10 protein-coding genes and 2 pseudogenes are annotated in these 14,277 nt (G+C 62.5%); 10 read left to right on the top strand and 2 right to left on the bottom strand.

Annotated features, from left to right (window positions below; translation table 11 throughout):
- Positions 1–207: 207 nt before the first annotated feature.
- The 7 genes and pseudogenes from AC3A6X_RS30000 (at position 208) to AC3A6X_RS29970 (ending at position 10,172) form a co-directional block, all read left to right on the top strand.
- Positions 208–2,310, top strand: a complete 2,103-nt coding sequence (locus AC3A6X_RS30000) for a 3-hydroxyacyl-CoA dehydrogenase NAD-binding domain-containing protein (protein ID WP_487845589.1) — start codon at positions 208–210, stop codon at positions 2,308–2,310.
- A gap of 167 nt (positions 2,311–2,477) precedes the next feature.
- Positions 2,478–3,653 carry an acetyl-CoA C-acyltransferase gene (locus tag AC3A6X_RS29995; protein ID WP_487845588.1) on the top strand — a complete coding sequence of 392 codons (1,176 nt, stop codon included), beginning with the start codon at positions 2,478–2,480 and terminating at the stop codon, positions 3,651–3,653.
- Positions 3,654–3,756: 103 nt separating this feature from the next.
- Positions 3,757–4,665 (top strand): SDR family NAD(P)-dependent oxidoreductase, encoded by a 909-nt coding sequence (locus AC3A6X_RS29990; RefSeq protein WP_487845587.1) that lies wholly within the window; start codon positions 3,757–3,759, stop codon positions 4,663–4,665.
- Between the two features lie 21 nt (positions 4,666–4,686).
- Complete coding sequence (locus AC3A6X_RS29985; protein WP_487845586.1) at positions 4,687–6,570, top strand: acyl-CoA dehydrogenase family protein; 1,884 nt, start codon at positions 4,687–4,689, stop codon at positions 6,568–6,570.
- A gap of 213 nt (positions 6,571–6,783) precedes the next feature.
- On the top strand, positions 6,784–7,920 hold the full coding sequence (locus AC3A6X_RS29980; protein ID WP_487845585.1) for a Gfo/Idh/MocA family protein: 1,137 nt from the start codon (positions 6,784–6,786) through the stop codon (positions 7,918–7,920).
- Between the two features lie 46 nt (positions 7,921–7,966).
- A complete protein-coding gene (locus AC3A6X_RS29975) occupies positions 7,967–8,926 on the top strand; it encodes a tripartite tricarboxylate transporter substrate binding protein (RefSeq protein ID WP_487845584.1) in 960 nt (319 codons plus the stop codon).
- A 146-nt stretch (positions 8,927–9,072) separates the two neighbouring features.
- Positions 9,073–10,172, top strand: a pseudogene (locus tag AC3A6X_RS29970) (IS3 family transposase).
- 212 nt (positions 10,173–10,384) lie between these two features.
- Here the strand turns inward: AC3A6X_RS29970 and AC3A6X_RS29965 are convergent.
- Complete coding sequence (locus AC3A6X_RS29965) at positions 10,385–10,576, bottom strand: hypothetical protein (RefSeq protein ID WP_487845702.1); 192 nt, start codon at positions 10,574–10,576, stop codon at positions 10,385–10,387.
- 59 nt (positions 10,577–10,635) lie between these two features.
- On the opposite strand from AC3A6X_RS29965, the gene tnpB reads away from it, so the two are divergent.
- The 3 genes and pseudogenes from tnpB to AC3A6X_RS29950 all read left to right on the top strand — a co-directional run bounded on the left by tnpB (position 10,636) and on the right by AC3A6X_RS29950 (position 13,170).
- On the top strand, positions 10,636–10,950 hold the full coding sequence (gene tnpB / locus AC3A6X_RS29960) for an IS66 family insertion sequence element accessory protein TnpB (protein WP_487845701.1): 315 nt from the start codon (positions 10,636–10,638) through the stop codon (positions 10,948–10,950).
- A gap of 103 nt (positions 10,951–11,053) precedes the next feature.
- A pseudogene (gene tnpC, locus AC3A6X_RS29955) lies at positions 11,054–12,615 on the top strand (IS66 family transposase).
- Between the two features lie 213 nt (positions 12,616–12,828).
- Positions 12,829–13,170, top strand: coding sequence for a hypothetical protein (locus AC3A6X_RS29950; RefSeq protein ID WP_487845583.1), 342 nt, complete (start codon positions 12,829–12,831; stop codon positions 13,168–13,170).
- Here AC3A6X_RS29950 and AC3A6X_RS29945 read toward each other — a convergent pair.
- Complete coding sequence (locus AC3A6X_RS29945) at positions 13,101–13,970, bottom strand: integrase catalytic domain-containing protein (RefSeq protein ID WP_487845582.1); 870 nt, start codon at positions 13,968–13,970, stop codon at positions 13,101–13,103. The genes AC3A6X_RS29950 and AC3A6X_RS29945 overlap by 70 nt on opposite strands.
- Positions 13,971–14,277 lie beyond the last annotated feature (307 nt).

Raw genomic sequence — 14,277 nt, 5'->3', positions numbered from 1 at the left:
TGGAATGTGGTGCAACGTGCCACGAGCGGGTTTGTTCGAATTCCGCGTGCCCGAAGCATTCCGCGGTTCTGGGCATCCGAAGTTTCGCGCTGGTTCTGACTCACCGCATCCCGCTGATCGAAGCTCTCTCTCCAAGGTAGTTAAATACCTGCAGCGCTGCGGCGTCCAAATCTTTTCTCAAACATCTCTTAGCCAACGAGACGCAGCATGACCGCTGAATACAAAGTACTTGGCGACGTCGCCGTGATCACCCTCGCCAATCCGCCGGTGAATGCCCTTGGATACGCGACGCGCGTCGGCATCACGGATGGCCTGTCCAAGGCGCTGGACGATGCCGCCGTCAAGTCGATCGTGATTGCCGGCGAAGGAAAGGCCTTTTCGGGCGGCGCCGACATCAAGGAATTCGGCACGCCCAAGGCGCTGCAGGAACCCAACCTGCTGAGCGTGATCCTCGCGCTCGAGGCATCCACCAAGCCCATCGTCGCAGCCATCCATTCGGTTTGCATGGGCGGCGGCCTCGAACTGGCCCTGGGCTGCCACCACCGCATCGCCGCGCCGGGCACCAGCATCGCGCTGCCGGAGGTCAAGCTCGGCCTGGTGCCGGGGGCCGGCGGCACCCAGCGCCTGCCGCGCGTGCTGGGCGTGGAGACCGCGCTCAACATGATCGTGAGCGGCGAGACGGTCAAGAGCGAGGTGCTTGCTTCGCTGCCGGGCCAGAAGCTGTTCGACAAGCTGGCCGCGTCGCCCGAGTCGCTGTTCGAGGAAGCAGTCGAGCTTGCCAGGTCGGTCGCCGCCAAGGAGGGCGACCTGCCGCTGGTGCGCAACCTGCCGTGCAAGCATCCGCAAGGGGACGCCTACTTCCAGTTCGCGCGCAATATGGTCGGCGGCATGGCTAAGAACTACCCCGCGCCGCTCAAGTGCGTCGAAACCGTCCATGCCGCCACGAAGTTGAAGTTCGACGAGGGCATGGCCGAGGAGCGCCGCACCTTCGTCGGACTGATGTCGACGCCGGAATCGATCGCGCTGCGCCATCTTTTCATGGCCGAGCGGGCAGCGTCCCGCATTCCCGATGTGCCGGACGACACCCCGCAGCGAGCCGTCAAGTCGGTGGGCGTGATCGGCGCCGGCACCATGGGCGGCGGCATCGCGATGAACTTCCTCAATGCAGGCATCCCGGTCAAGATCCTCGAGATGAAGCAGGAGGCACTGGACCGCGGTCTCGCCACCATCCGCAAGAACTACGAGGGACAGGTCAAGAAGGGCAAGCTCAAGGCCGACAAGTACGAGCAGCGCATGGCCCTGCTGTCGACCACGCTCGACTACGGCGACCTGAAGGACGCCGATCTGGTCATCGAAGCCGTCTTCGAAGAGCTCGGCGTCAAGGAAAAAGTGTTCCAGGCGCTCGACCGCGTCGCCAAGCCCGGTGCCATCCTGGCCTCCAACACCTCCACGCTGGATGTGGACAAGATCGCGGCAGCTACCAAGCGCCCGCAGGACGTGGTTGGCCTGCACTTCTTCAGCCCTGCCAACGTCATGAAGCTGCTGGAGGTCGTGCGTGGCAAGGAAACGGCCAAGGACGTGCTGGCCACCGTGATGGCTCTCGCGAAGAAGATCAAGAAGACGGCGGTGGTCTCCGGCGTGTGCGACGGCTTCATCGGCAATCGCATGATCGAGCAGTACTCGCGCCAGGCGGGCTTCCTGCTCGACGAAGGCGCCACGCCGCAGCAGGTCGACCGCGCCATCGAGAAATTCGGCTTTGCGATGGGCCCGTTCCGCATGGGCGACCTGGCGGGCAACGACATCGGCTGGGCTATTCGCAAACGCCGCGCCGTCGAACATCCTGACATGAAGTACAGCCGCACGGCCGACAAGCTCTGCGAGCTCGGACGCTACGGCCAGAAGACCGGCGCAGGGTGGTACGACTACCAGCCCGGCAAGCGCGATGCGATCCCGTCCGAGCTGGTCAACCGGATGATCGAGGACCACCGCAAGGAACTGGGCATCACCCCGCGCAAGATTTCGGATGACGAGATCGTGCAGCGCCTGGTCTATTCGCTGGTGAACGAGGGCGCGCATATCCTGGAAGACGGCATCGCTTCCAAATCCGGCGACATCGACATGGTGTATCTCACGGGCTACGGCTTTCCGGTCTGGCGCGGCGGGCCGATGCACTACGCCAACCAGGTCGGGCTCTTCAACTTGGCCGAGGCGATGAAGCGTTTCGCGAAGAACCCGCGCGACGATGCCTCGTTCTGGCAGCCCGCGCCACTCCTGCGCAAGCTCGTCGCTGAAGGCGAGCAGTTCGGCTGAGGACGCCGCCAATGATCGCCATCCTCAAAACGTCGCCGCCGCTCCTGAGGCCGGTGACGTCGAGGAGAAGCGGTTTTTATTCCAGTTGGTCGGCGATACCGAGCAGCCCTGATAGCGGCTGTTGACTGACCAACCGGCTTTTATTTTCTCGTTCCAAAGGACTCACCATGACCCGTGCTGTCATTGTCTCCACCGCCCGCACCCCCCTTGCCAAGAGCTGGAAGGGCGCCTTCAACATGACGCACGGCGCCACCCTCGGCGGCCATGCCGTGCAGCACGCCGTGGCCCGCGCGGGCATTGAGCCTGCGGAGGTCGAAGATGTCATCATGGGCTGCTCGAACCCAGAGGGCGCGACCGGCAACAACATTGCGCGCCAGATTGCGCTGCGCGCCGGCCTGCCTGTCAGCACCTCGGGCATGACCATCAATCGCTTCTGCTCCACCGGCCTCCAGACCATCGCGCTCGCTGCCCAGCGCATCCAGGCCGGCGAGGGCGAGGTCTACGTTGCGGGTGGTGTGGAGAGCATCTCGTGCGTGCAGAACGAGATGAACAAGCACATGCTGGCGGACCCTTGGCTGGTTAAGCACAAGCCCGAGATCTACTGGAACATGCTGCAGACCGCCGAACAGGTCGCCAAGCGCTACGACATTGGCCGCGATGCCATGGACGAGTACGGCGCCGCCAGCCAGCAGAGGGCCGCCGCCGCCCTCGAGAAGGGCCTGTTCAAGGATGAGATCGCCCCCATCACCGTGCTCGCCGGCGTGGCCGACGCAGTGATGGGCCTGCGCACCAAGGAAGTGACGATCGAGAACGACGAGGGAATCCGCCCCGGCACCACCAAGGAAGGCATTGCCGGCATCCGCCCGGCCATTCCCGGCGGCGTGATCTCGGCCGGCAATGCCAGCCAGTTCTCCGACGGCGGCGGCGCCTGCGTGGTGGTTGAGGAGGGCTATGCCGAGAAGAAAGGCCTGAAGCCGCTGGGGCGGTTTCTCGGCTTCGCTGTGGCCGGCTGCGAGCCCGACGAAATGGGCATCGGTCCGGTGTTCGCGATTCCGAAGGTGCTCAAGCGGCTGGGTCTGAAGATTGACGACATCGACCTTTGGGAGCTCAACGAGGCGTTCGCCGTGCAGGTGATCTACTGCCGCGACAAGCTCGGTATCCCGGGCGATCGCCTCAACGTGAACGGCGGTGCGATCGCAGTAGGCCATCCGTACGGCGTGAGCGGTCAGCGGCTGACCGGGCACGCTCTGATCGAAGGGAGGCGGCGCGGCGCAAAGAAAGTCGTCGTGACCATGTGCATCGGCGGCGGGATGGGGGCGGCGGGGGTGTTCGAGGTTCTCTGACAACTTGGCGTCGCCTGCGTCATGTTCATTTCCTGAGCGGCTCCATGGGCCCGCCCCAACGCTCGATTCCTTTTCTACGTCTCCCCTCAAAGACTTGGTAGCCATGCATCAGATACTCCAAGACAAGGTGGCCATCGTCACCGGCGCCGGCCGCGGATTGGGCCGCGCGCATGCGCTGGAACTGGCCAGGCACGGCGCTCGTGTGGTGGTGAACGATCTAGGCGCCGACCAGGCGGCCTCTCCAGGTGCCGCAGTCGCCGCCGAAATCGTGCGACTTGGCGGGGAGGCACTTGCGAACGGCGCCGACGTGACACAGCCCGAGCAGGTCGAGGCCATGGTCGCCCGGGCTGAGGCCGAGTGGGGCCACATCGACATCCTCGTCAACAACGCAGGGATCCTGCGCGACAAGAGTTTTGCGAAGATGGCCTTGGCGGACTTCCGACTCGTCCTCGAGGTCCACGTCATGGGAGCAGTTCACTGCACCCACGCCGTGTGGAACCGGATGCGCGCGCGCAACCACGGTCGCATCGTCTTCACGACCTCCTCGTCCGGCCTGTACGGGAGCTTCGGCCAGGCCAACTACGCGGCTGCGAAGATGGCGCTGGTCGGCCTGATGCAGACGCTCGCCCTGGAGGGGCAGAAGCATGACATCCGGGTCAACTGCCTCGCTCCGACCGCGGCGACCGGAATGACCGAGGGCATCCTGTCTCCAAGCGCTCTCGCGGCGCTTGCGCCCGAGAAAGTCAGTCCGGGTCTGGTGGCGCTCGTGGCGGATGACGCGCCGACCCGCGCCATCCTGCTGGCCGGCGCCGGAAGCTACGAGTGCGCACACGTGACGATGACGAGAGGGATCCACATCGCCGACACCGCGCGTGCGGCGGAAGAGGTCGGCCGGCGGTTCGCGGAAATCGGCGAACGTGACGGCGAAATCGTTCCTGGATCGGGCGCGCAACAGTACCGGCTTGAGTTGGAGAAGGCAGGCGAAGTGTCCGGCTCCGCCTTCACATCCTGAATTTCACCAGAGACTCCATTCATGAGCCTGCGCGAAACGCTTGATTTTCTCCTCTATGGCTGGCTGCAGGTCGAGCAGCTCAATCAACGCTCCCGCTTTGCTGACCATTCGCGCGAGACCTTCGACGCGGTGCTCGACACCTGCGAGCGCATCGCGCGCGACAAGTACGCACCGAACAACCGCATCGTCGACACGCAGGAGCCTCGGTTCGATGGCGAGAAGGTGATTCAGCCGCAGGCTACGCACGACGCGCACAGGGCCTTCGTTGAATCAGGAATGCTCGGCGCCGCGCAGGATTACGAGATCGGCGGCATGCAGCTGCCGTACACGGTCCAGACCGCCGCTAACAGCTTCTTCTTGATGGCCTCGGCCAGCATCGGTGCGCACATGCTGACGAGCGGCAACGCGAACCTGCTGATGGTGCACGGAACCCGCATGCAGCAGGCGGTGTTCGCGAGGAACGAGTTCTCCGGTCGCTGGGCGGGCACCATGTGCCTCTCGGAGCCCCAGGCGGGCTCCAGCCTCAGCGACGTGGCGACGCGCGCGGTGCCGGACGGCCCGGACTTCCAGCTCGATCCCCTGGGCCCGCGGTACCGGCTGACGGGCAATAAGATGTGGATCTCTGCCGGCGACCATGAGCTGACGGAAAACATCGTCCACATTGTGCTGGCCAAAATTCCCGACGAGCACGGAAAGCTGGTTCCCGGTACTCGCGGGCTCTCGTTGTTCATCGTGCCCAAATGGCTGGTGGCGGTGAAGGACCCTCTACCCGGTGCTTCGCCGCACGCAGAGGAAGGGGCCGACGACGTGACCGTTTCGCTGGCCGGCAGGAACGACATCTCTCTCGCGGGCTTGAACCACAAGCTGGGTTGGCGCGGAACCACGAATGCCCTGCTCAATTTCGGCGAGGGCAGATTTCCGGTCGACGGCAAGCCCGGCGCGGTGGGTTACCTGGTCGGCGAGCCGGGAAAAGGCCTCCATTGCATGTTCCACATGATGAACGAGGCTCGCATCGGCGTCGGCACCGCGGCGGCCATGCTCGGCATGGCCGGCTATTACGCTTCGCTCGACTACGCAAAGAGCCGGCCCCAGGGGCGGCCCGTGGGACCCGGGGGCAAGGACGCAGCGAAACCGCAGGTGCGCATCATCGAGCACGCCGATGTGCGCCGCATGCTGTTGGCGCAGAAGTCCTATTGCGAAGGCGCCTTGGCGCTCGAGCTCTATTGCGCACGTCTCGTCGACGAACAGAACACCGGGGATCCCGAGGCGGCAGACGAATCTCGCCTGTTGCTCGAGGTGCTCACCCCCATCGCGAAGAGCTGGCCGAGCGAATGGTGTCTGGAGGCGAACTCCCTCGCTATCCAGGTGCACGGCGGGTATGGCTATACCCGCGACTTCCCGGTGGAACAGTACTGGCGGGACAACCGCCTGAACATGATTCACGAAGGTACGCACGGCATTCAGGCGGCCGACCTGCTGGGGCGCAAGGTGCTGATGGAGGACGGTAGGGGGATGCAACTCGTGGCGACGCGCATGGGCGCAACCATCGCACGAACGGCGTCCGTGGCGACACTTGCCGGGCACGCCAGCGCGCTGGTTGACGCCTTGCAACGGGTCCTCAGCGCCACGCGCGCCGCGTGGGCCACAGGAAACCCGAAGGAAGCCCTAGCCAATGCCGTGCCGTACATGCAGGCCTTCGGACACGTGGTGCTTGCCTGGATCTGGCTGGATGTTGCCGATCGTTCGTTACGTGTAGATCCCTCTGGGAAACTGCCATCCAGCATCGGCCGCCTGGGCGCGACCGACTATTTCTTTCATTACGAACTGCCAAAGTTCGAAGCCTGGCTGAACGTTGTGGAACGTCTCGACGGAACCTGTGCCAGCCTGCCAGAGGAAGCCTTCTGACGAATCGCTCCGTCGGATCGGAAATTCAACTGCACGAGGCCAAGTATGGTTTGGATTGCCGTCGCCCGGATCGGGCCGGATCGTCAACATCTCCTCTCGGGCCCGTCGATACAGCCCAAATCAGGCAGCCCGGCATACGCAGCTTCGAAGGCGGTGTTGCTTGCCTGGCTCTTTCCCTCAACCGGATGAATATTCTTCACGAAGGCAGTACCAATGAGCTCCATTCCAGCTCTTAATAAAAGCCGAATCCGAGTAGGCCTCATCGGCGCGGCCGTGGACCCCGCGCGAAGTTGGGGCAGCCGCGCGCACATTCCCGCGCTGCGCCAACTATCCGATGATTTCGAACTCACTGCGCTCTGTACAAGTCAGCCAGAGACTGCAGCGGCAGTGGCTCGGCACTTCGGGGTGGAGCGGGCTTACTCCGATCCCCGAAAAATGGCGGAAGATCCAAACGTCGATCTTGTGGTGGTCTCAGTGAAAACACCGCTGCACCGCGAGCTCGTGACTGCAGCACTCGGTGCGAGAAAGCATGTGTATTGCGAGTGGCCGTTAGGTGGCTCAACGGCTACCGCCGCACAAATCCTGGATGAGACACGTTCGTGCGGCGTCAGGCACATGATCGGGATGCAGGGCCGATTCAACGAAGCTATGGCCTACGCCCGTGACCTCATCGCTGAAGGCATGATAGGCCGCCCCGTGTCCGTGTCAGTGAAGGTCACGCAGGATATTTTTGGCCATCACGAAAAAGCAAAGAATATCTACACGACTGACGTTCGAAACGGTGCAACCATATTGCGTATTGCAGCAGCACAATCGCTAGAAGCAATTTTCCATTGTGTAGGTGATCTCCGTGAAGTGAGTGCTGTAATTGCGAATCAGCATCCCACGACTCGTATCCGGGAAACCGGAGAAACTATTCAAAAGACCTCCCCGGACCACGTTGTCTTAGCCGGGACCCTTAAAAACGGCGCTGTTTTCTCCTTCACCATGCGAGGAGGTGTCAGCACTGCAACCGAAGGCTCCCGTATGGAAATAAACGGCACAGACGGAGATCTGATGCTTTCCAATCCAGGCCCCGCAAATATTCATCGCGCACAACTGTCTATTCACGCAGCGCGCCGCGGTGAGAGTTCATTGCGAGAATTGACCATCCCAAAGCGGTACGCGTCCGGACTGGAAAAGATCGAAGGGCCGGCGCGCTACTTGGCGCACAGTTACTTGCATCTGCTTGATTCAGTCCGGAACAGCAAGCCTACTTTGAATGACTTTGCGCACGCGTTGGATTGGCACCGGCGATTGGACGTGATCCAGCAGGCCGCAGACACAGGCCGCCGGTTGTCCATGGACTAGAAGTTGCGCGAATCAAGTTACCACCATATTCCCTCAAGGAGCCTTTATGAATCTGCAAGCCGCATTATTCCGGGCTATTTATGCTCTGATGCTAATTAGCGCCTCAGGTACACATGCGCAGAGCTGGCAGCCGAACGGTCCGGTTACGATCGTGATTCCGTACGGTGCAGGCGGAGGCGCGGATGCGCTCGGCCGCCCGCTCGCTCTAGAGTTGTCACAAGCTTGGGGTCAGCCAGTGATTGTGGAGAACGTCGGCGGCGCGGAGGGACTCATTGGCATGAATCGGGTGGCACAGTCCGAGCCAAATGGCCGTACCGTCCTGCTGCAGGTAACCTCCATGGTGCTTACTAAGCACATTCCTGGCCTTAAAGGAGCTGACCCTGCCACTAAGCTGACTCCGGTGGGCGCGTTCGCACAATCCCCAGTAGTTGTCGTCGCTTCCAAAACACAGGCAGGCGCCTCGTTGCAGGAAATGATCGAAACGTGCAAACGATCTTCCCAGCCTTGCTCCATGGGTGGCGCCGGAAACTTAACCAAGCTTGGTAGTCGCCATTTTGCCGCGGCAGCGAATCTACCAAATCTGATCACGGTAAATTACCGTGCTTCTCCGCAGGTAACTGTCGACTTGGTCGGCGGGAATCTTTCATTCGGGTTTTTGGCGCTCCCAACTGCTGCAACGCAAACAGCGAACCTGAAGATGATGGCGATTGCCGGTCCGCGACGCGTGAAACAGTTCCCAAATGTGCCGACCACTAGTGAGGTGGGGCTGACCGATTACGAGTACCAAGTTTGGTGGTTCTTGCTCGTGGCGAAGGACACACCGTCAGCAATTGTTGCAGGCATCTCCTCGGCCCTGCGTCAGGCTGCCCAGCGTCCGGCTGTACTGCAAGCGATTGACACGGCCGGCGCTGAGCCTATGTGGGCCGGTCCGCGGGAAGCAGAAGCCATCATTAAAAACGTTGCCAGTAGATTCGATCGCCTTGTTCAAACGTACGGCTTCAACTAATCTGAACTCCGAACTATCTCCATCACACTATGATTGTGTCGTTGTAGAGGTCCATATAGCCCTGACGTTCCCCCGAAAGAACCCATACAGGTCAAAAGTGGAGGTACGGTCGCTTCTCATCGCCCCTGCGAGGGCAAGGAGAAGCGATGAAGAAGTCCAGATTCACCGAGGAGCAAATCACCTACGCGCTGCGGCTGGCCGACAGCGGCACGCCGGTGGTGGCTGTGTGTCGGCAGATAGGCATCTCGGAAGCCACGTTCTACACCTGGAAGAAGAAGTACGCGGACCTCGGCGTGAGCGAGCTGCGCAAGCTCAAGCAACTCGAGGACAAGAACGCTCGACTCCGGCGCATCGACGCTGGACAAGCAGATGCTGCACGCGGTCGTACGAAAAATGCTCTGAAGGCTTCCAAGCGGCGCGAGCTGGCAGCCTTGATGCAGGAGCGCTTCAAGGTGAGCGTGCAGCGCTCGTGCGGCCTGGCGTTGCTGCAACGCTCGTCCCGGTACGCCAAGAGCACCGCACGCGACCAGAGCGTCCTGCGGCAGCGCATCCGGAACATTTCAATGAGTCGGCCTCGGTTCGGATATTTGCGCGTGCTGGTGATGCTCAAGCGCGAGGGCTGGTAGGTGGGCAAGAAGTGCGTATACCAGCTGTATCGCCTCGAAGGACTGCAGTTGCGAATCAAGGTCAAGCGTCGCAAGCGGATCGCACAGTTGCGCGGCAAACCGCAGACGCCGACCGGCCCGAACCAGCACTGGAGCATGGATTTTGTTCACGACCAGATGGCCGACGGACGGGCCTTTCGCATCCTCGCCGTGATCGATTAGTGGAGTCGCTAGAGTGCGTGCCTGGAGGCCAACTTCCGCCTCACCGGCCGGTGCGTTGGCAAGGCCCTGGACGCGGCCGCGGCAACCCGTGGGTTGCCGCGTGCGATCGCAGTCGACAACGGCACCGAGTTCACGTCCAAAGCCTTGGACGATTGGGCATACCGCGGGGGAGTCAAGCTCGACTACACGCGACCTGGCAAACCCACCGACAATGGCCTGATCGAATCATTCAACGGGCGGCTGCGCGACGAATTCCTGAACGTCAATGAGCTTGTCACGCTGCACGATGCCTGCGAGAAATTGAAGGCTTGGCAGGACGATTACAACCACATCATCCGCACAGCTCACTCGGCCACCTGACCCCGAGCGAGATCGTCAAGAGGAGGTCAGTGCAACTTGAAGAAGCGGCCTGCCTGTAGTTCTTGTCAGGCGACACGAGAAACTGACTCCCATGTTGCCTCACGGCGCAATGTTACCGAGCGCATGAAGCGCGGTGTCGTTGCTTCCTTCAGCGATCATGTGTTCAGCACAGGCGCAGGCGGTGGGCAACGCGAAGCGTTGTCCACGGCCGGTCATGCCGAGTTGGTTTTTTTTAATGATCTGTTCCAGGCGCGCAGCGCCTGGCCCCCCTTCAGAGCGCAGCAGCCTCAATCCGCGGAGGCACACTTACTTCGGTTTCAAGGCGGCATTGATCGATCCACCGACGAATTGCGTCTGCACGCCATGCTGAGAGAGCACGCTGCACCGTTCTCAGGTGTTTGTCCGTGAACGTTCCTGCTGGCGCCAGTTCTCGCAGCCGCTTGAGGATTTCGACGGCCGTCATTCCCGGTTGCCGTTGGAGCCAGTTGCGTACCTGGTCTTCATAGGCGTCCACGGGTCTGGCTGGCTGCCGGTGTGACGGACATGCGCTGCGGCATGGACACGCTGGCTGCGAAGGTGCAGACAGCTCTCGCCGAGGACCCGCACTCTGGCCATGTCTTCGTCTTCCGTGGCCGCCGGGGCGATCTGGTCAAACTCTTGTGGAGTGACGGCGACGGCATGTGCCTGTTTGCAAAGCGTTTGGAGCGTGGGCGATTCGTGTGGCCTCAGGCCGAGGGCGGTGCCATCTCGCTGAGCGCCGCACAGCTATCGATGCTGCTCGAAGGGATCGACTGGCGCCGACCCGAGCGCACCTGGCAGCCGCGCGCAGCAGCGTAGCCGGCATTGCCCGTCGTTGACAGAGCAACTACCGTTGTGAGAGGCGACGGCAGCGAGCACAGTCACCTCGATGACCTCGCAAGAATCGCTCGCCACCAACGCCATGCTCAGTGGCGAAGTGGAGCGTTCGAAGGAGGCTCTGAAGATCGCGCTGCTCACTGTCGAGAAGCTCAAGGTCGAGGTGGCGTATCTGCGGCGAATGAAGTACGGCCTCCAGCGAGCAGCTTGAACACGCCCAGCTTGAGCTCGTGGGCGGTCAGCTCGCACAGTCGGCAACGACGCCGGTGGGGAACGCCGCCGATGGCGAGCAACAGGACTCTAATGTCACGTCGATCGAGCAGGGTCGCAAGAAGCGCCAGGCGCGACAGCGCACCGGCGTGCGGGATCTGCCAGACCACCTGCCGCGGCGCACCGTGATGCACGTGCCGCAGCGCGGTTGCAACTGCAACGCCTGTGGCCGCGGTCTTCGCGAGATCGGCCAGGACGTCTCGGAAGTTCTCGACTACGAGCCCGGCAGCTTCCATGTCGTGCGCCACGTTCGCCCCAAGCTCGCCTGCGCGACCTGCAGCACGATCACGCAGGCGCCAGCGCCGAGCCGCCCCATCGATCGGGGCATGGCCGGCACTGGCCTGCTTGCGCACGTGCTGGTGAGCAAGTATTGCGACCACACGCACCTATACCGGTTGTGCCAGATCTATGCCTGTGAAGGCATAGAACTGCAGCGTTCGACCCTGGCGGACTGGGTGGGTCAGGCGGCACGCCTGCTGAGCCCACTGGCCGACGCCATCGGACGCTACGTGTTGGCGGCCGACAAGATCCACGCAGACGACACACCGATCCGCGTTCTCGGCGGCGCGGGGGCCAAGGCTCGCACGGGACGCTTATGGGTTTACGTCAGAGACGATCGCTCCAGCGGCGACACGGCGCCAGCGGCGGTGTGGTTCCAGTACTCGGCCGATCGCAAGGGCGAGCATCCAGTACGCCACCTGCGGCACTTCAAGGGCATCCTGCAAGCAGACGCCTTCGCTGGCTACCACCCGCTGTATGAAGACAGGCAGATCGTGGAGGCGGCATGCATGGAGCCATGCCCGACGCAAGGTGTGGGACATCCACGAGCGCCAACACAAGCTCGGCGGGACGCTGGCTCATGAGGCACTGCAGCGCATCGGCAAGGTCTTCAAGGTCGAAGCCGAGATCCGAGGCAAGCCACCGCACGAACGAATGCGTGTTCGTCAGTAGCGAACAGGTCCAATGCTGGACGATCTGAAGGCGTGGTTGAGCGCAACGCTGTCGCAGGTCTCGGCGAAGTCGCCCATGGCACTGGCGATCGGCTACTCGCTGGGCAACTGGACGGCGCTCACGCGCTTCGTGGACGACGGCCGGATCGAGGCACACAACAATGCAGCAGAGCGCGCGCTGCGAGGCGTTGCGATCGGGCGCAAGAACTTCCTGCATCTGGGCTGCGACACCGGCGGGCACAGCGCTGCGGTGATCTACACACTCATTGCCACGGCCCGGCTCAACGGCATGGATCCGCAGGCCTACCTGCGCCATGTGCTCGAGCGCATCGCCGACCACCCGATAACGCGCATCGACGACCTGTTGCCCTGGGCGGTGGCCGCGACGATGACCCACAGTGAGCGGGCACTGAAGCTTGCGGCCTGAGCGTCGCGCCCAATCGCGGCGGGCACAATTTGCCCCCATGCGCGTCAAGCTGATTGAAGATCTCCCTATGGCGACCAGTTCCGAGCTGTACTAGCTCAGCTGGGTCATCGAACAACTGATTGCCGATCCGCGGCGCATCGTGCAAGCTCGTTCTCAGTTGCACATGGGCCAGTTGGTGCAGTACTGGGAATGGGCAGAAGGCAAGCGCGCATCGTGTCGATGAAGGACCGGCAGGTCACGCTGCTCGATGAACCGAGCCAGCACCGCATCAACGTGTCCTATGCGGCGATCGTGCTCAACGATGAGCAGGCGGCCGCTCCAGTGGCCGCTCAAAGTGCGCAGGCGAACTCGACGTCACTGAAGCCGCCGCCTGAGGTTCACCGCAAAGAGGACTTCCACGTGGGACAACGCGTCAGCTTCGCGGACCAGAATCTGAAGCGGCACGTCGGAGAGATCGTTCGCATCAACCAACGCACAGTGACCGTTCATTGCGACGGCCGCGCCTGGCGAGTGGCGTTCGCTCTGCTCCAGCACATCGTCGACGTAACGCCCTGACCCTCTCGAAAGTCAACGACGGCCTCGAGCGGACTATTACGATCGTTCTTGCGGCAGGCGCGCGCTCTCGTTGCCTCAAGACCTTGGGCACGACACCAATCGACGACCCGCTCGTTCATGAAGACGCTGTCGTTGTCGAAGTCCACGCCGCGCATCGGGAACGGGGACAGGACCCGAGCCCTGTCGATCGCGTCGATGACGAGGGTGCTGTCGCGCGTCAGCACCGGCACGCACTCCGTCCAGCCAATGGCAACGTCGGTCAGCACCAGTGTTTGAACGAACGTGCCCGCGAGCTGAGGTCCACAATGCGCGACGAAGTCGACTTCCAGGTAACCCGGTGCGGGATCGTTCCAGTCACCGAAGGTGCGGATCGGTACCGCACGGCGGACTGCCGAACTTTGCCCGGCGGACCGACGCGTGCCCTTGCTGGCAGCGAGCCGCAGCGGAGCAAGGAGCCGGTCGATGGTGGCCGGACTGACCGCGACCAGCTGGGCATGCAAGCTCGGGTCGTCTCTGATCCGGCCGTGTCGAAGCATCGCGGGCAGCAAGGCCGGAATCATGACCTTCAGGCGTTTGGAGCAAACGCGGTCGTATACCTCCCAGAGTGCTCCCAGAGCCTCGCACACGGCAGGGCCGTATCGAACGTTGGGCCGGCGCTCGTTCGGTGGCGTCTGCGGCCTGGACAATAAACGGATGCAGTGCTTGCGGTGATAGCCGGTGATCGCCACAAACCCGTCCAGGATCGAGCTCCGCTCGGTCTTAGAACCCAACCGGTCCCGCGCGCCGACGGCGTCGATCAACTCCCTGCGTGTTGACATGCTCACTTGCCTCGTTACATTCGTGCGCTCCGGCTGGCCGATCCAGCAGGTGGCACGTTACGTGAGGCTTGGGCTCAGGCTCACCCGGTAGCAGTCCGGATGAGTCAATGCGGGGGTCAGTTCCTGATGTCGCTTGACAGTTCTGAGCTGTCCGGCTTCAGGGGTTACGTCAGAGGCTGACTACATTCACTCTAGTACCCGTTCAACTGATGGTATGCGGTCAATGAACCGCGTCCTTGAGTCACAGGCGGAGAGCTGACAGCCTACGTTCCCACGTAAACGAACGCGG

This window comes from Variovorax sp. Soil_C_12, assembly GCF_057657375.1.
The sequence above is the reverse complement of the archived record's forward strand: the minus strand, read 5'-3'. Positions and strand labels throughout refer to the sequence as shown.